The sequence below is a fragment of the Hydrogenophaga aquatica genome, from assembly GCF_054780915.1.
In genome coordinates this window covers 350,727-367,981 of the sequence record NZ_BAAGVK010000002.1, presented here as the reverse complement: position 1 = coordinate 367,981, position 17,255 = coordinate 350,727, and the positions used below count along the sequence as shown (strand labels likewise).

9 protein-coding genes are annotated in these 17,255 nt (G+C 67.9%); 6 read left to right on the top strand and 3 right to left on the bottom strand.

The window, feature by feature from the left end:
* Positions 1–78: 78 nt before the first annotated feature.
* Positions 79–1,161 carry a substrate-binding domain-containing protein gene (locus tag ACYVHH_RS02860; RefSeq protein WP_460563511.1) on the bottom strand — a complete coding sequence of 361 codons (1,083 nt, stop codon included), beginning with the start codon at positions 1,159–1,161 and terminating at the stop codon, positions 79–81.
* An 85-nt stretch (positions 1,162–1,246) separates the two neighbouring features.
* Here ACYVHH_RS02860 and ACYVHH_RS02855 point away from each other — a divergent pair, with 85 nt between their 5' ends.
* The 3 genes from ACYVHH_RS02855 to ACYVHH_RS02845 all read left to right on the top strand — a co-directional run bounded on the left by ACYVHH_RS02855 (position 1,247) and on the right by ACYVHH_RS02845 (position 6,365).
* Entirely contained in the window at positions 1,247–3,001 is a 1,755-nt protein-coding gene (locus tag ACYVHH_RS02855; RefSeq protein ID WP_460563510.1) for an NAD(P)H-dependent oxidoreductase subunit E, read from the top strand.
* On the top strand, positions 2,998–5,832 hold the full coding sequence (locus ACYVHH_RS02850) for a molybdopterin-dependent oxidoreductase (protein ID WP_460563509.1): 2,835 nt from the start codon (positions 2,998–3,000) through the stop codon (positions 5,830–5,832). Before ACYVHH_RS02855 ends, ACYVHH_RS02850 begins: the two co-directional genes overlap by 4 nt.
* A gap of 95 nt (positions 5,833–5,927) precedes the next feature.
* Positions 5,928–6,365: a universal stress protein gene (locus tag ACYVHH_RS02845; protein WP_460563508.1), complete on the top strand. Its 438-nt coding sequence runs from the start codon at positions 5,928–5,930 to the stop codon at positions 6,363–6,365.
* 10 nt (positions 6,366–6,375) lie between these two features.
* Here the strand turns inward: ACYVHH_RS02845 and hmpA are convergent, their stop codons facing one another.
* Complete coding sequence (hmpA, locus tag ACYVHH_RS02840) at positions 6,376–7,551, bottom strand: NO-inducible flavohemoprotein (RefSeq protein WP_460563615.1); 1,176 nt, start codon at positions 7,549–7,551, stop codon at positions 6,376–6,378.
* 163 nt (positions 7,552–7,714) lie between these two features.
* On the opposite strand from hmpA, the gene norR reads away from it, so the two are divergent.
* Both norR and uvrA read left to right on the top strand, forming a co-directional pair.
* A complete protein-coding gene (gene norR / locus ACYVHH_RS02835) occupies positions 7,715–9,307 on the top strand; it encodes a nitric oxide reductase transcriptional regulator NorR (RefSeq protein WP_460563507.1) in 1,593 nt (530 codons plus the stop codon).
* A 63-nt stretch (positions 9,308–9,370) separates the two neighbouring features.
* Positions 9,371–15,427, top strand: a complete 6,057-nt coding sequence (gene uvrA, locus ACYVHH_RS02830) for an excinuclease ABC subunit UvrA (protein WP_460563506.1) — start codon at positions 9,371–9,373, stop codon at positions 15,425–15,427.
* Between the two features lie 73 nt (positions 15,428–15,500).
* Here uvrA and ACYVHH_RS02825 read toward each other — a convergent pair whose 3' ends face one another.
* Positions 15,501–15,929 carry a cupin domain-containing protein gene (locus ACYVHH_RS02825; protein WP_460563505.1) on the bottom strand — a complete coding sequence of 143 codons (429 nt, stop codon included), beginning with the start codon at positions 15,927–15,929 and terminating at the stop codon, positions 15,501–15,503.
* 160 nt (positions 15,930–16,089) lie between these two features.
* On the opposite strand from ACYVHH_RS02825, the gene ACYVHH_RS02820 reads away from it, so the two are divergent.
* A complete protein-coding gene (locus ACYVHH_RS02820; RefSeq protein ID WP_460563504.1) occupies positions 16,090–17,067 on the top strand; it encodes a helix-turn-helix transcriptional regulator in 978 nt (325 codons plus the stop codon).
* Positions 17,068–17,255: the final 188 nt, after the last annotated feature.

Genomic DNA, 17,255 nt, shown 5'->3' with positions numbered 1-17,255 from the left:
TTGACGAAGCGCGCCAAAGGCGCGCCCAGCCGCAGGGCGCACACGCCTTGGCCGCCAAAACTCCACAGCAGAAACGCCTCACCCCGCTAAAGGCAATACCGACTCCACATCCAGCACCAACCCCGTGCGGCTAGCGTCGTAGCCTTTCAGCCCTGCCACCCGCGCACGGAACCCCGGTGACTGCAGCACCCGCAAGACCGGCTGCAGGCGCGGCCCGTCCAACTGCCTGCGTTGCACGGCAAAGAAATAGCGTTCCTTCGTCAGCGGAATGAAGTGCAGCCCAAAGCGGTGTGCTGCCGTTTGCACACCTATGCCCACGTCCGCCATGCCGCTGGCCACAAACGCCGCCACCGCCGCGTGCGTCAGCTCCGTGGTGCGGTAACCGTTCACCGCCTCCGGGCGCAGCCCCGCGTGTGCCAGCATCAGGTCGGTCAACATGCGCGTGCCCGACCCCGGCGGGCGGTTCACAAAGCGCAACTCCGGGCGTGCCAGGTCGGCCAGCCCGTGCACACCCAACGGGTTGCCCCGCGCCACGAACAACCCCTGCGTGCGCACCGCCAGCTGGATCAGGCAGTGTTCGTCGGGCCGCAGCCATTGCCGGTAGCGTTCGCCAGCCGCCTTCTCGAAAGTGCCCAGCGGCACATGGAACCCCGCCAGTTCGCAGTCGCCCGCAGCCAGCGCGGCCACCGCTTCCAGGCTGTTGCGGTAGCGTATGTCCACCGCCGCGCCCTGCTGGCTCAACTGCTCGTGCAGGGCCTCCACCGCAAAGCCGTGGCTGGCATGCAAGCGCGGGGGCGGCAGCGTTTCGGGCGCCAGCCGCCCCAGCTCACCCGCCATTTCAGAAGCCAGCGATGCCATCAGCGGTTGCAAGCGCGCGGCAATGCGGGCGTCCGACCACACCAGCCGGGCACCCAGCTCCGTCAACTGGCAGCCGCGCCCACGCCCGCGTGCGCGCACCAGCAGCGGCTGGCCCAACAGCGCTTCGGCACGCTCGATCAGGCCCCACGCGTGCCGGTAAGACAGGTCTGTGTCGCGTGCCGCCTGCGCAATGCTGCCGCTTTGCTGTACGGCAGCCAGCAAGGCCAGCAAAACCGTGGCGTCCACGGCTGATGACGATGCATCGGAAAACGCCCAGCGGGGCTGAAGCTGGATTTGCAGCATGGCTGGCCAACGGGCAAGTGGAAGAAGGAATAAATTATGCAATCAACAACATATTTATTCGCATGCTTGCTGCTACGCTGAAACCATGCAAAGCCATCCCTCATCGACACACCGTTCGCAGCCTTCCGGCGCGGTGATCCCCATCCTTCCCGAAGGGCAGGCCGCCCGCCGCTGGCGCCCCACGCCCAAGGGCCGCCAGGTGGCGGACGCGGACCGCCAGTGCGTGGCCGATTTGTGCGAAGGCCTGGAACCCCGCTCAGACCTGCTGATTGAACACCTGCACCGCCTGCAGGACGGTGAGGGCGGCCTGCGCAAAGGGCGCCTCGCGGCGCTGGCCGAACGCTTGCGCCTGAGTCAGGTGGAGGTGTACGAGGTGGCCACCTTCTACCACCACTTCGACGTGGTGGAGGACGCCGCCGCGCTGCCCGCCGTCACCGTGCGTGTGTGCACCAGCCTGCCTTGCCAGATGGCGGGCGGGCAGGACCTGCTGCGCGCCGTGCAGGATCGCTTGAACGGTGACACCGCCGTGCGTGTGGTCGAAGCCCCCTGCATCGGCCAGTGCCATCAGGCGCCCGCCGCCTGCGTGGGCCAGCACCAGTTGCCGCAGGCCAGTGCCGACGCCGTGCAAGACTTGCTGGCCAAGGGCGAAACGGCCCCGCGCGCGCTGCCTTCGCTCGGCGTGCCCGTGCACCCCGGTGACCATGCCCAGCTGCGCCGCTTGCTGGCGGGCGAACTGAGCGCAGATGCCGTGCTGGCCGAACTCAAGGCCTCTGGCCTGCGCGGCCTGGGCGGCGCGGGTTTCCCCGCCTGGCGCAAGTGGGAAACGGTGCGCGCCCAGCCCGGCCCGCGCCACATGGTCGTCAACCTGGACGAAGGCGAAATCGGCACCTTCAAGGACTGGCACCTGCTGGCCACTGCGCCGCGCCAGGCGCTCGAAGGCATGCTCATCGCTGCACTGGTGGTGGGGGCGGAACACGTCTGGATTTACCTGCGCGACGAATACCACGATGCCCGCCAGGTGTTGCAGGCAGAACTTCGCATGCTGCAGGACCACATCGCTGAGTGGCGCACGCAGTACCCGGGCGTGGCCTTTCCGCAGGTGGAGCTGCGGCGCGGCGCGGGCGCCTACATCTGCGGTGAGGAATCCGCGCTCATCGAATCGGTGGAAGGCAAGCGCGGCATGCCACGGCTCAAGCCGCCCATCGTGGCCATGAACGGCGTGTTCGGCAGGCCCACGCTTGCCCACAACTTCGAGACCCTGTGGTGGCTGCCCGACATTCTGGCGCGTGGCGGTGCCTGGTTGGCCGCGCAAGGGCGGCGTGGGCGCAGCGGTTTGCGGCGCTTCAGCGTGTCTGGCCGGGTCGCAAAACCTGGCGTGTACCTGGCGCCTGCAGGCATTACCCTGCGTGAATTGATCGACGAGCATGCGGGCGGCATGGCCGAAGGCCACGAACTCTACGCCTACCTGCCCGGCGGCGCCTCCGGCGGCATCCTGCCCGCCAGTCTGGCGGACGTGCCACTGGACTTCGACACCCTGGCCGAACACGGTGCCTTCGTGGGTTCCATGGCCGTGGTGGTGCTGGGCCAGCACGACCGGGCCCGCGACGCGGCACTCAACCTCATGCACTTTTTCGAACACGAGTCCTGCGGGCAGTGCACGCCCTGCCGCGCAGGCACCGCCCAGGCGGCCAAGCTGATGCAGGCGCCCGCATGGGAAGTCGACGTGCTGGGCGACCTGTCCCACGTCATGCGCGAAGCCTCCATCTGCGGCCTTGGCCAGGCGGCGCCCAACCCCTTCGATTCTGTGCTGCGGTTTTTCCCGCAGGAGGTGCGGCCATGAACAACACCATCGACTTCACGCTGGACGGCCGCCCCGCGCAGGCCCAGCCGGGCGAAAGCCTGTGGGCGGTGGCAAAGCGCATGGGCGTGGACATTCCCCACCTGTGCCACAAGCCAGGCTTGCCAACGGCGGGCAACTGCCGCGCCTGTGTGGTGGAGGTGGCGGGCGAACGCGTGCTGGCCCCATCGTGCTGCCGCGCGCCGCAGGCGGGCATGCAGGTGCAGACCCAAACCCCGCGCGTGCAGCGCGCCCAGCGCACCGTGCTCGAACTGCTGCAGGCCGACGCACCCGCCACAACCAGCCTCAAGGTCAACAGCGAACTGGCCCAGTGGGGCCAGCGCCTGGGCGTGCAGGCCACGCGGTTTGGCGGGCGAGGCGCGTCGCAGGCTGCCGCCATGGTGGCTGGCCCCGACTGCACTCACCCCGCGCTCGCCGTCAACCTGGGCGCCTGCATCCAGTGCACCCGCTGTGTGCGCGCCTGCCGTGACATCCAGGGCAACGACGTGCTGGGCCTGGCCTTCCGGGGTGGGCAGGCGAGCATCGTGTTCGACCAGCAGGACGCCGCCGGGCAAAGCACCTGCGTGGCCTGCGGCGAATGCGTGCAGGCCTGCCCCACGGGTGCCATCGCACCGGCCAACGGCGCCTACGCCCGCGTGGCCGACCGCACGGTCGATTCCGTCTGCCCCTTCTGTGGCGTGGGCTGCCAGCTCACCTACCACGTGAAGGACGGGCGCATCGACCACGTGGAAGGTGCCAACGGCCCCGCCAACGAGGCGCGCCTTTGTGTGAAAGGGCGCTTCGGCTTCGACTACGCCCACAGCCCGCAGCGCCTCACACACCCGCTGGTGCGCCGTGACGATGCCCCCAAGGAGCCGGCCATCCTCACCCGTGGCGAGGGCGGGCGCGCCAGCCCCGAAACCCTGCGCGCGCAGTTCCGCGAAGCCACCTGGGAAGAGGCCCTGGAACGGGCCGCCCAAGGCCTGCTGCGCACACGCGACGCCCACCCCGCCAAGGGCCGAGACGCCGCCGTGGCAGGCTTTGGCTCGGCCAAGGGAACCAACGAAGAGGCCTATCTTTTCCAGAAGCTCATCCGCAGCGCCTTTGCCACGCACAACGTGGACCACTGCACCCGTCTGTGCCATGCGTCCAGCGTGGCCGCGCTGATGGAGGGCGTGGGCTCAGGTGCGGTCAGCAACCCGTTGCGCGACGTGGAGCACGCCGACCTCATCTTCCTCATCGGCGCCAACCCTTCGCAAAACCACCCGGTGGGTGCGAGCTGGATCAAGAACGCCGTGAAGAAAGGCGCGCGCCTGGTGCTGGCCGACCCGCGCCGCACCGAGCTTTCGCGCCACGCCTGGCGCACGCTCAACTTCCGCCCGGGTACCGACGTGGCACTGCTCAACGCGCTGCTCAACGTCATCGTCACCGAAGGGTTGACCGACCAGGCTTTCATCGAACAGCGCACGCTGGAATACGCGCAACTGCGTGAACACATCCAGGCCTTCACGCCCGAGGTCATGGCGCCCATCTGCGGCATTCCCGCCGAGACGCTGCGCGAAGTGGCACGCGCCTACGCCACCTCACGCGGCAGCATCATTTTGTGGGGCATGGGCGTGAGCCAGCACACCCACGGCACCGACAACGCGCGCTGCCTCATCGCGCTGGCCATGGTCACGGGGCAGATCGGCCGCCCCGGCACTGGCCTGCACCCCTTGCGCGGCCAGAACAATGTGCAGGGCGCGAGCGACGCGGGCCTCATTCCCATGGTGCTGCCCGACTACCAGCGCGTTGGCGAACCCGGCGCGCGCAGTCTGGCGGAACAGACCTGGGGCTTGTCTGCTGGCGCGCTGGACGACCAGCCCGGCCTCACCGTCGTCGAGATCATCGACGCCGCCTACGAAGGGCGCATCAAGGCCATGCTCATCCAGGGCGAGAACCCGGCCATGAGCGACCCCGACGCCGAACACGCCCGCGCTGCGCTGGCCGCGCTTGACCATCTTGTGGTGCAGGACATCTTCCTGACCGAAACCGCCGCACTGGCCGACGTGGTGCTGCCCGCCACCGCCTGGCCCGAGAAGACCGGCTCTGTCACCAACACCGACCGCACCGTGCAGCTGGGCCGCAAGGCCGTGGACGCTCCCGGCGAAGCGCGCGCCGACGCCTGGATCACCGAACAGCTGGCGTTGCGTCTGGGGTTCGACTGGGGCTATGGCATTGCGCCCGACGGCAGCGGAGCCGAGCCGGGCAGCGGCATCGGGCAGGTGTATGACGAAATGCGCTCGCTCATGCCTTCCATTGCCGGGCTGTCGTGGGAGCGCCTGCTGCGCCAGGGTGCCGTCACCGCGCCCGTGGCCAGTGCGCAAGACCCGGGCCAGCCCATCGTGTTCACCGACCGCTTTCCCACGCCCACTGGCAAGGCCAGGCTGGTGCCCGCAAGCGTGACACCGCCCGCCGAGCAGCCAGACGCCGAATACCCCATGGTGCTCATCACCGGGCGACAGCTGGAGCACTGGCATACCGGCTCCATGACGCGGCGCAGCGAGGTGCTGGATGCGCTGGAGCCCGCGCCCGGCGTGAGCCTGCACCCGGCCACCGCCGAGCGCCTGGGCCTGCGTGCGGGCGACTGGGCCCGCGTGCGCACGCGCCGGGGCGAAGTGCGGCTGCGCGTTCGCGCCGACGACGGCATGCCCGCCGACGCGGCCTTCATCCCGTTTGCCTACGTAGAGGCTTCGGCCAACCTGCTTACCAACCCGGCGCTGGACCCCTTCGGCAAGATCGCTGAGGTGAAGTACTGCGCCGCGTGTGTGGAGCCCTTGCCGGCCGAGGCTTGATCTGAGACAACCCCGGGCCCCGCGCCCGGGGTTAGACTGCGGTGTCCACAAGACATGTGGCATTCCACACAACCGCTCATACAGGAGGTAAGACCATGTTCAAGAAGATCCTTGTGCCGTCCGACGGCTCTCAGCTGGCCCACGAGGCTGCCGAATTCGCCGCCGACCTCGCCAAGACCCACGGCGCCCAGGTCGTGGGCGTCTACGTGATCGACCCCTTCCCCTACATCGGTATCGGTGATGCATCCGCCGTCGGTCTGCAGGCCTACATGGCCGAAGCCCAGGCGGCAGCGGGCAAGTCGCTGGACGACATCCGCCAGTGCTGCGAAGCCCGTGGCGTGGCCTTCGCGGGCGACACCATCGAGCGCAACGTCACCTACGAAGGCATCCTGGAAACCGCCCAGGCCGAAGGCGTGGACCTGATCGTCATGGGCTCGCACGGGCGCAAGGGCGTGCAGGCACTCATCCTGGGCAGTGTGGCCCAGAAGGTGCTGACGCACGCCAAGGTGCCCGTGCTGATCGTCAAGCCCTGAGCGTCGCCGGTCAGTTCAGCGCCGCCGCCGGGCCGAAGAACTCGTAGCGCGTCTGCGCTTCGGGCACACCCAGTTCGGCCAGGTGGCGCTTCACCAGTGCCATGAACGGCTTGGGCCCCAGGAAGTAGGCGTCCACGTCGCGGCCGGGCAGCCAGTTGGCCAGAAGGTCCTTGTCCAGTAGTCCCACGGCGTCCGCGCCATCTTCAGGGGCGGCCTGGTCGTAGCAGTAGAAACGGCGCAGCTGCGGGTGCAACGCGGCCAGCGCGTCGATCGCCTCGCGGAACGCGTGCACGGTGCGGTTGCGCGCACAGTGAATGAAGTGCACCGTGCGGCCGGTGCCCAGCGCTTCCTTCAACATCGCCAGCGTGGGGGTGATGCCCACGCCACCGCTGATCAGCACCAGCGGCTTGTCGCTTTCCTGCAGCGTGAACGCGCCTGCAGGCGGATACACCTCCAGCGTGTCACCGGCCTGGATCTGGTCGTGCAGGTGGTTGGACACCAGCCCGCCCGCTTCGCGCTTGACGCTGATGCGCAGTTCCCGGCCGTTGGGCGCGTCAGACAGCGAGTAATTGCGGCGCTGCTCCGTGCCGTTGATGTTCATGCGCAGGCCGATGTATTGCCCGGGCTGGTGGGCCACCACGGGCTGGCCGTCCACAGGGCGCAGGTAGAACGATGTGATCTCGCTGCTCTCGGGCACCTTGCGCTCCACGCGGAACACCCGCACGCCGCGCCAGCCACCGGGCGCTGCCGCGTTGGCGGCATACACCTGTTCCTCGGCCCCGATCAGGATGTCGGCCAGCTGCTGGTAGGCGGCGCCCCAGGCGGCCAGCACCTCGTCGGTGGCGATTTCGGCGCCCAGCACTTCGCGGATGGCGCGCAGCAGGCAGGTGCCCACGATGGGGTAGTGCTCGGGCAGCACCTGCAGCGACACGTGCTTGTTGATGATCTGCGCAGGCAGGTTGCCCAGGTTTTCCAGCTTGTCGATGTGGCGCGCGTACATGAGCACGCTGTTGGCCAGGGCACGCGGCTGGTCGCCGCTGGCCTGGTGGGCCTGGTTGAACAGGGGCCGGACCTCGGGGTACTCGCCCAGCATGATGCGGTAGAAGTGGGTGGTCAGGGCTTCACCGCCGGTTTCCAGCAGGGGTACGGTCGCTTTGACTATGGCGCGTTGAGCGTCGTTGAGCACGGGGTCTCCTTCAATATGTTCGACATGGCCACGGCGGGCCGGGGCGTTCTGCATGGCAAGGCCCGTGCCAAAGAACTTTGCCTTACGTGACAAGGACTTGTGTGCTAACGTGTCGCATTGACATGTCTTTGAGTCGTGTCGGTATGACCTGTTTTAAGTCGAAATGACATCTTCCTTGTGGATCAAGGCCCTGGTGCCGCTGGTGGCCGACCTGTCGCGCGCGCTGCCCGAGCCGGAGCGCTACCGCCGCCTGCTCGAAGCGCTGCGCGCGCTTTTCCCATGCGATGCCGCCTGCCTGCTGCGGCTGGAGGGCGACTGGCTGGTGCCTCTGGCCATCGATGGCCTGAGCCGCGACACGCTGGGGCGGCGCTTTCGTGTGGCGGAACACCCGCGTTTCCAGGCGCTGCTGTCGGCCGGCGGCCCCAAGCGCTTCGAGCCCGGCAGCCCCTTGCCAGACCCCTACGACGGCCTGGTGGAGGGCGGCAGCGGCACCCTGGAGGTGCACGACTGCATGGGCTGCGCACTGCAGGTGGAGTCGCAGCCCTGGGGCCTGCTCACGCTGGACGCGCTCACCCCAGGCAGCTTTCAGCCCGAACATCTGGAGGTGCTGAGCGCTTTCGGCAACCTGGCCGCCGCCACGGTGGCTGCGGCCACGCGCATCAACCGCCTGACCCTGGCGGTGGAAGACGAGCACATGCAGGTGGAGCGTTACCAGCGCGCGGCAGGGCAGCCCAACCGTCGCCTGCTGGGGCAAAGCGCGGCCATGCGGCAGATGCTCAAGGAAATCGACCTGGTGGGGGCGAGCGACCTCACAGTGCTGGTCACCGGCGAGACCGGCGTGGGCAAGGAACTGGTGGCGCAGGCGCTGCATGCGCGCTCCAGCCGTGCCAACCGGCCGTTGGTCAGCCTCAACTGCGCGGCCCTGCCCGACACCCTGGTGGAAAGCGAACTGTTCGGTCATGTGCGCGGCGCCTTCACCGGTGCCGTGAGCGAACGCAAGGGCAAGTTCGAACTGGCCGACGGCGGCACCTTGTTCCTGGACGAGGTGGGCGAATTGCCCCTGCCGGTTCAGGCCAAGCTGCTGCGCGTGCTGCAGAGCGGCCAGCTGCAGCGCCTGGGTTCTGACCGTGAACACCATGTGGACGTGCGCCTGATCGTGGCCACCAACCGCGACCTGGCCGCCGAAGTGCGTGCCGGGCGGCTGCGCGCCGACATCTACCACCGCCTCAGCGTCTATCCCTTGCGTGTGCCGCCGCTGCGCGAGCGCGGGCGCGATGTGCTGCTGCTCAGCGGCTTCTTCCTGGAAGAGAACCGTTCCCGCCTGGGTCTGGGCAGCGTGCGGCTGGATGAACTGGCTCAGTCGGCCCTGCTGGCCTACGACTGGCCGGGCAATGTGCGCGAGCTGGAGCACCTCATCGGCCGCAGCGTGCTGCGCGCCGTGGGGCGCCAGCAGCCCCGGCCGCGCATCCTCACCCTCACGGCAGCAGACCTGGGTCTGCCCGCCGCCGCCCCGCCACAGCCCCAAGGGGCGGTGCCCGCTGGGCAAGAAGCGCAAGCCTCGCCTGTACCGGGCGAGGGTGGCACGGTTGGTTTGCGCTCCCGGGTGGACGCCTTTGAACGCCAGCTGGTGGAAGACTGCCTGCGGCGCCATGGCCACAACTGGGCCGCCGCCGCGCGCGAGCTGCAGGTGGACCGCGCCAACCTGGTGCGGCTGGCGCGCCGCCTGGGTGTGGCCGGGCGCACACCGCCGGGCTGACACAGCGCAGGCAAGGGTCATCATTGCCTGCCTAGAATGTTTGCCTTCAAGCCAAGGCAGACCATGTCAGAGCCCAACAACGCCCCCAGCCTTCCCGTTTCTGCTCCTGAGACCCCCGCCCACGACGGCACGGGCCTCATCCGCATCCGTGGCGCGCGCCAGCACAACCTCAAGCACGTCGATCTGGACATCCGCACCGGCGAGCTGACAGTGGTCACCGGCCCCAGCGGCTCGGGCAAGTCCAGCTTGGTGTTCGACACCCTTTTTGCCGAAGGGCAGCGCCGCTACGTCGAGACCTTCAGCGCCTACGCGCGCCAGTTCCTCGACCGCATGGACAAGCCCGCCGTGGACAAGGTGGAAGGCGTGCCCCCGGCCATCGCCATCGACCAGACCAACCCCGTGCGCTCGTCGCGCTCCACCGTGGGCACGATGACCGAACTGAACGACCACCTCAAGCTGCTCTACGCGCGCGCTGCCCAGCTGTTCGACCGGCGCACCGCGCTGCCCGTGCGGCACGACTCGCCCGACACCATCTACGAAGAGCTGCGCCAGCGGGCAGAGGCAGCGGGCGATCCCAGGTTGGTCATCACCTTCCCCGTGGAACTGCCCGCCAGCGCCACGCCCGAAGACATCGAACAATGGCTGGCGGCCAGCGGCTTCACCCGCGTGCAGGCCGAGCGCGTGGTGACCCGCCCGGCGCCGCACGACACCGCCAAGCCAGCCAAAGACACGGGCAAGGCCAAGAAAACCGCTACGCCTGCCGACCTGCAGGTTCGCGTGCTCGACGTGGTGGCCGACCGCTTCCGCTTCAGCGGGGCCGAGCGTGCCCGAGTCGTCGAGGCCATCGAGCTTGGCATCAAGCGTGGCAGCGGGCGGCTCACCGTGTACGCCCTGCGCCCGGCGGGTGATGATGGCAACGAACCCGAGCCGGAACTGTGGAAGTTCTCCACCGGCCTGCACTGCCCCGAAAGCGACCTGCGCTACGCCGAGCCGCTGCCGTCCATGTTCTCGTTCAATTCCGCCGTGGGCGCGTGCGACACCTGCCGGGGCTTCGGGCGCGTCATCGGCGTGGACATGGGCCTCGTCATCCCCAACGACAGGCTCACCCTGCGTGCCGGGGCCATCAAGCCCATGCAGACCCCCGCGTGGAAAGAGTGCCAGGACGACCTGATGCGCCACGCCGAGGCCGCAGGCATTCCGCGCGACACGCCCTGGTACCAGCTGAGCGAGGCGCAGCAGCAGTGGGTCATCGAAGGTTCGCCCAACTGGAACGGCAAGTGGAACCAGCAGTGGTACGGCGTGCGCCGCTTCTTCGACTACCTGGAGAGCAAGGCCTACAAGATGCACATCCGCGTGCTCTTGTCCAAGTACCGCAGCTACACCGAATGCCCCGCGTGCCGGGGCGCGCGGCTCAAGACAGAGAGCCTGCTGTGGCGCCTGGGTTCCAAGGCCGATGCGGACGCCGTTCTGCCGCCTGCACAACGTTTCATGCCCACGGGTGTGGACTGGACGCGCGAGCAGCTCGAAGCGCTGCCCGGCCTGTGCCTGCACGACATGATGCAGCTGCCCATAGAGCGCCTGCGCGAATTCTTCGCCCGGCTGGCCCTGCCCGGTGCCAGCGAAAGCGGCGAACAGCAGGCCCTCAAGCTGCTGTTCGACGAAATCACCACCCGCCTGCGCTACCTGTGCGACGTGGGCATCGGCTACCTGACGCTCGACCGGCAAAGCCGCACGCTCAGCGGCGGCGAGGTGCAGCGCATCAACCTCACCACAGCGTTGGGCACCTCACTGGTCAACACCCTGTTCGTGCTGGACGAGCCCAGCATCGGCCTGCACCCGCGCGACATGAACCGCATCAACCAGGCCATGGCGCGCCTGCGCAACGCGGGCAACACCCTGGTGGTGGTGGAGCACGACCCCGCCGTCATGCTGGCGGCCGACCGCGTCATCGACATGGGCCCGGGCCCCGGCGAGCGTGGCGGCAGCATCGTGTTCGACGGCACCGTGGACCAGTTGCGCGAGGCCGACACGTTGACTGGCGCCTACCTGGGCGGGCGCAAGCAGGTGGGTTTCGGCTTCAAGCGCATGGTCACCGACGCCACGCCCCGCCTGGTGCTGGAGGGCGCGCGCGAACACAACCTGCGCCACCTCAACGTCGAATTCCCGCTGCAGCGTCTGGTCACCGTCACGGGCGTCAGCGGCTCGGGCAAGTCCACCCTCATCCAAGACGTGCTGGCCCCGGCGCTGATGCGCCACTTCGGCCAGGCCACCGAATCGCCCGGCGCGCACGACCGCCTGCTGGGGGCCGATCACCTCAGCGGCGTCGTGTTTGTTGACCAGTCCCCCATCGGCAAGACGGCGCGCTCCAACCCGGTGAGCTACGTCGGCGCATGGGACGCCATCCGCGACCTGTTTGCCACCGCGCCGCAATCGCAGCAGCGCGGCTACACGGCGGCCAAGTTCAGCTTCAACAGCGGTGACGGGCGCTGCCCCACCTGCGGCGGCTCGGGCTTCGAGCACGTGGAGATGCAGTTCCTGAGCGACGTGTACCTGCGCTGCCCCGACTGCAACGGCCAGCGCTACCGCCCAGAGGTGCTGGAGATCACCATCGAGCGCGGCGGCCGGCTGCTCAATGTGTCCGACGTGCTGGACCTGACGGTGAGCGAGGCCGCTCAACTGTTCGCGCATGACCGCGAGGTCATCGTGGCGCTGCAGCCCATCGTGGACGTGGGTCTGGAATACGTGAAGCTGGGCCAGCCGGTGCCCACACTCAGCGGCGGCGAGGCGCAGCGCCTCAAGCTGGCGGGTTTTCTGGCCGAGGCCGCCAAGGCGGGCAAGAAAGGCAAAGGCGCTCGTTCGGGTCGCACCGCGTCGGGCCAGCCCCTGGCCACCAAGGGCATGCTCTTCCTGTTCGACGAGCCGACCACTGGCCTGCACTTCGACGACATCGCCAAGCTCATGCGCGCGCTGCGCAAGTTGCTGGAGGCGGGGCATTCGCTCATCGTCATCGAACACAACCTGGACGTGATCCGCGCGAGCGACTGGCTGATCGACCTGGGGCCGGACGGCGGCGACCAGGGCGGCCTGGTGGTGGCCGAGGGCACGCCCGAGGAGGTGCGGCTGCACCCGCACAGCTATACCGGCCAGGCGCTGCGGGAGTACGCCGAGGCGGTGGGCGAGCTGTACATGGCGCAAGAAGGGCGTGTGACGGATTACCTGCCTGTGCGGGGAGAGGTGGGTTCTGCGCCAGTGGTCGCCAGGGCTGATGTGTTGGCTCCCGCTGCCGCTTCAAGGGCCGCAGCCATTGAATCGGCGGATGTGGGCGTACCTGCGCTGGAAACCGCCGCGTCACATGCGCATGCCATCCGCATCATCAACGCGCGGGAACACAACCTCAAGGGCCTGTCGGTGGACATTCCCCGAGGCAAGTTCAACGTCATCACTGGCGTCAGCGGTTCGGGCAAGTCCACGCTGGCGTTCGACATCCTGTTCAACGAAGGCCAGCGCCGCTACCTCGAAAGCCTCAACGCCTATGCGCGCAGCATCGTGCAGCCCGCAGGCCGGCCTGAGGTGGACGCGGTCTATGGCATCCCGCCCACCGTGGCCATCGAGCAGCGGCTGTCGCGCGGCGGGCGCAAATCGACGGTGGGCACCACCACCGAGGTCTGGCACTTCCTGCGCCTGCTGTACGTGAAGCTGGGCACCCAGCATTGTGTGCACGACGACACCCCCGTGCAACCGCAAACGCCCGAAAGCATCCTGGCGCAGCTGATGACGGCCTTCCGTGGCCAGCACATCGGCCTGCTGGCGCCGCTGGTGGTCAACCGCAAGGGCGTCTATACCGAACTGGCCGACTGGGCGCGCCCACGTGGCTACACCCACCTGAGGGTGGACGGCGAATTCCTGCCCACGCAGGGCTTCCCACGCATCGACCGCTTCAAGGAACACACCATCGAACTGCCCGTGGGCAGCCTGGATGTGGCCCCCGAACACGAAGCCGAACTGCGCCAGGCCTTGATGCGAGCGCTGGAACACGGCAAGGGCGTGGTGCACGTGCTGTCGGGCATGCACGGGCTGGAGGCGGCCATGGCCAACGGTGAATCTACGGTGGGTATTGGGCGGTTGCAGGTGTTTTCCACGCTGCGCGCCTGCCCGGTGTGTTCCACCAGCTACGCCGAACTGGACCCGCGCCTGTTCTCGTACAACAGCAAGCACGGCTGGTGCCCGGACTGCGTCGGCACGGGCGTGCAGCTCACGCGCGAGCAGCGCAAGGCGTTCGACGATTCCGTGCGCGACGACGACCAGAAAGGCCGCGAGCAGAGCTTTGCAGAGCCCGAGGTGGAAGACGTGGCCGACCAGCCCTGCACCAGTTGCGGCGGTACGCGCCTCAACGCCACGGCGCGGGCCGTCAAGTTCCATGGGCAGACCATCACGTCACTCGCGCGGCTGAGCGTGCGCGACGTGCGCCTGTGGGTGCAGGCCTTGCAACAGGCACCGCTCGCCGTGGCAGGCTCTGTGCAGGGTGATTCGTATGCCGTGCAAGGTCTTACCACGCGAGAGGCCGACATTGCCCGCGACCTGCTGCCCGAAATCCAGAGCCGTCTGGAGTTCCTGGAAGAGGTGGGCCTGGGCTATCTCACGCTCGACCGTGGCGCGCCCACCCTCAGCGGTGGCGAGGCGCAGCGCATCCGCTTGGCGGCACAGCTCGGCTCCAACCTGCAAGGCGTGTGCTACGTGCTCGACGAACCCACCATCGGCCTGCACGCGCGCGACAACCAGATCCTGCTCGACGCCCTGCACAAGCTGGGCGACAAGGGCAACACCCTGGTGGTGGTGGAGCACGACGAAGACACCATCCGCCGTGCCGACCACGTCATCGACATCGGGCCCAGCGCGGGCCTGCGCGGCGGGCGCGTGGTGGCCGAAGGTTCGGTGAGCGACGTGATGGCCGCCCACGATTCACAGACCGGGCGCTACCTGCTGCACGCCATGCGGCACCCGTTGCAGGCGCGCCGCCTGGTGGCCGCCGAATCCGTGCAGGCCGATGCCGAAGAACAGCAGTGGCTCACCGTCAAAGGCGCCAACCTGCACAACTTGCAGAACGTCACCGCGCAGGTGCCGCTCAAGCGCCTGGTGGCCGTTACTGGCGTGAGCGGCTCGGGCAAATCCACCTTTGCGCGCGACGTGCTGCTCACCAATGTGGCCGCCGCCGTGCAGATGCAAGCGACCAAGGCCGGGCGCGACGCCTGGCACGCAGGCGAACGCCCCAAGTGGCAGGGCTGCGAAGGCGTGGTGGGCAGCGAGGCCATCCAGCGCGTGTTGGAGGTGGACCAGACCCCCATCGGCAAGACGCCGCGTTCCTGCCCGGCCACCTACATCGGCTTCTGGGACACCATCCGCAAGCTCTACGCCGAAACGCTGGAAGCCAAGGCACGCGGCTACGCGCCGGGGCGCTTCAGCTTCAACACCGGCGACGGCCGCTGCCCCACCTGCGAAGGGCAGGGCATGCGCACCATCGAGATGAGCTTCCTGCCCGACGTGAAAGTGCCCTGCGAGGCTTGCCACGGCGCGCGCTTCAACCCCGAGACGCTGGCCGTCACATGGCGCGGCAAGAGCATTGGCGACGTGCTGCGCATGGAAGTGGACGAGGCCGTGGACTTCTTCGCGTCCATGCCCAGCATCGCCCACCCGCTGCAACTGCTGAAGGACGTGGGGCTGGGCTACCTGACTTTGGGCCAGCCCTCACCCACGCTCAGCGGCGGCGAGGCGCAGCGCATCAAGCTCGTCACCGAACTCACCAAGGTGCGCGACGAAGTGGGGCGGCGCGGCCAGAAGGCGCCGCACACCCTGTACGTGCTCGACGAACCCACCGTGGGCCTGCACATGGCCGACGTGGACAAGCTCATCCGCGTGCTGCACCGCCTGGTCGATGGCGGGCACAGCGTGGTGGTCATCGAGCACGACCTGGACGTGATCGCCGAAGCCGACTGGATCATCGACCTGGGCCCCGAAGGCGGTCAGGCCGGTGGGCGCATCGTGGCCGCCGCGCCGCCGGAGGAACTGGTGCGGCTGGGTACGCACACGGGCAGGGCGCTCGGGCCGGTGTTGGGCCGGGGGTGAGGGATGGGTGAACGGTTGTTGTCGCCGTGCAAGTGGCGTTGACCGGCCCGGGCTTCACCCAGACGACCCGGACTCACGGGGCAGCAGAGGCGGCCAGCGGCTGTCCCTTCTGAACCACGTAAGTGGCAATGACTTTAGCGCCTTCGGTCCCAGACTTGGCGTCATGCACTGTGCCGGACGGAACCTGGTATGACTCCCCGGCCATGATCAGGCGCGGTGCCTGCCCGTCAACGAGCAGTTCGAAACTGCCCGTGATCACATAGCCCGACTCGGGGCCCGGATGCGTGTGGCGGCCAATGGTGACGTTGGGCGCAATTTCGGCGATCCCGATCACGGTTTCGAACGAGGTGCCAGGCACGTCGAAGCGCTGCAGCGGGATGCGCTTGATCGGCTGTGTCGCATTCATGGTCTGCGGCGGTACCGGCACGGCGGTTTGTGCAGCGGCGGGCAGTGCCATCGAAAAAGCCATCAGAAACAGGGCGGTACAAGGTTTTGCTGACATGGTCGTCTCCTTTAAGACAGGGCCTTGATTCTGAAAGCCGCAAACCCCGCTGTCTTGGACGCCTGCGAACCCCGCTGGGCTGCCAGCGAACGGACTTTCTGGACAGGCGGCTTCCCCGGTTCCAGAATTCATTCTTGCAGTCATGCCGGAAGGGGTTCAAATGACGACCGAACTGGAATCCTTCTCTACCTTGCGCATCACCACGGGCAGTTTGCCAGCCGCACGCCGTCTCCCCGCGCTGTCCGATCTGTTCGACCGATCGATTGGCATGGATATCGTCGGGGAGCGTGGTCAGCCCGTCGATCTGCAGATCCAGGTGGTGCCCGGTTTGCGCCGTGCTCTCATGTTGTGTCCGTTTACCGCGCAAGCAGCGCGTCCGGCAGTGCGTCTTTCTGATGGCGACGACACGGTTTGTCTGATGGTCAAAGCCAGTGGTCAGATAGCGCTGCGCCAGGGGCGGCGGGAGGGTGTTCCGGAGGTGGGGGACGGCCTTCTGCTGGTCTACCGGCAACCCAGCCAGATCCGCTTCCAGGACGCAACCTACCTCTCGGTCCGGGTTCCATTCCACGAACTGGCCTTGCTGGCAGACGTGGAGGCCGCCGCTGCGCGCTGCATTCCAAGCGAGACGGCAGCGCTGAAACTCTTGAGGCACTATGTGGCTAGCCTGCCCGACCGGCTTGCCGATCCGGAGATGGGCAGGCTGGTAGCCACCCATGTGTATGACTTGATGGCGCTGGCCATTGGCGCCAGTGGAGAAGGCCGCGAGATTGCACGTGGCCGCGGCGTGCGTGCTGCGCGGCTGGAGGCCATCAAGGCCGAGTTGACCGAGGACCCGGCCATTCCGATTGACGAAATTGCCCGTCGACAGGGCGTGACGCCGCGTTACGTGCAAATGCTCTTCGAAGAGCGGGGGACCACCTTTGGCGAATTTGTCACGGCACGCAGACTGGACGCTGCGCGCGCCATGCTGCGCAGCCCACGCTACGCCGCGTGGTCGATTGCAGGCATTGCCTTCGAGGCCGGGTTTCGCGACATCTCACACTTCAACCGGCGCTTCCGGCGGCGCTTTGGCACCACCCCAAGTGATTTCCGACGGGGTGGCTACGCATCTGTGGAACTTGAGGACCTCTCTGGTTGATTTGCATTGATCGAAACCCCTGTGGCTCGCGCGGGAGCGCGCGCCACAGGGCCAGGCCCATGATGCGTCGGATGCCTGACTGAAGAACTTCCGCCGCTGCTGTAACCTTTGCGGACCATGAAACGAATAAGGGCTTTAACTTCGACCAAGCGCGATCTGCATGGCCGGTTTGTGCAGGGCCTGTTGGC

What these genes read in the sequence shown, in the direction of transcription:
- ACYVHH_RS02850 (WP_460563509.1), top strand. Translation starts at nt 2,998, where the DNA reads ATGAACAACACCATCGACTTCACGCTGGACGGCCGCCCCGCGCAGGCC.
- norR (WP_460563507.1), top strand. Translation starts at nt 7,715, where the DNA reads ATGACATCTTCCTTGTGGATCAAGGCCCTGGTGCCGCTGGTGGCCGAC.
- ACYVHH_RS02855 (WP_460563510.1), top strand. Translation starts at nt 1,247, where the DNA reads ATGCAAAGCCATCCCTCATCGACACACCGTTCGCAGCCTTCCGGCGCG.
- ACYVHH_RS02825 (WP_460563505.1), bottom strand. Translation starts at nt 15,929, where the DNA reads ATGTCAGCAAAACCTTGTACCGCCCTGTTTCTGATGGCTTTTTCGATG.
- ACYVHH_RS02845 (WP_460563508.1), top strand. Translation starts at nt 5,928, where the DNA reads ATGTTCAAGAAGATCCTTGTGCCGTCCGACGGCTCTCAGCTGGCCCAC.
- ACYVHH_RS02860 (WP_460563511.1), bottom strand. Translation starts at nt 1,161, where the DNA reads ATGCTGCAAATCCAGCTTCAGCCCCGCTGGGCGTTTTCCGATGCATCG.
- ACYVHH_RS02820 (WP_460563504.1), top strand. Translation starts at nt 16,090, where the DNA reads ATGACGACCGAACTGGAATCCTTCTCTACCTTGCGCATCACCACGGGC.
- uvrA (WP_460563506.1), top strand. Translation starts at nt 9,371, where the DNA reads ATGTCAGAGCCCAACAACGCCCCCAGCCTTCCCGTTTCTGCTCCTGAG.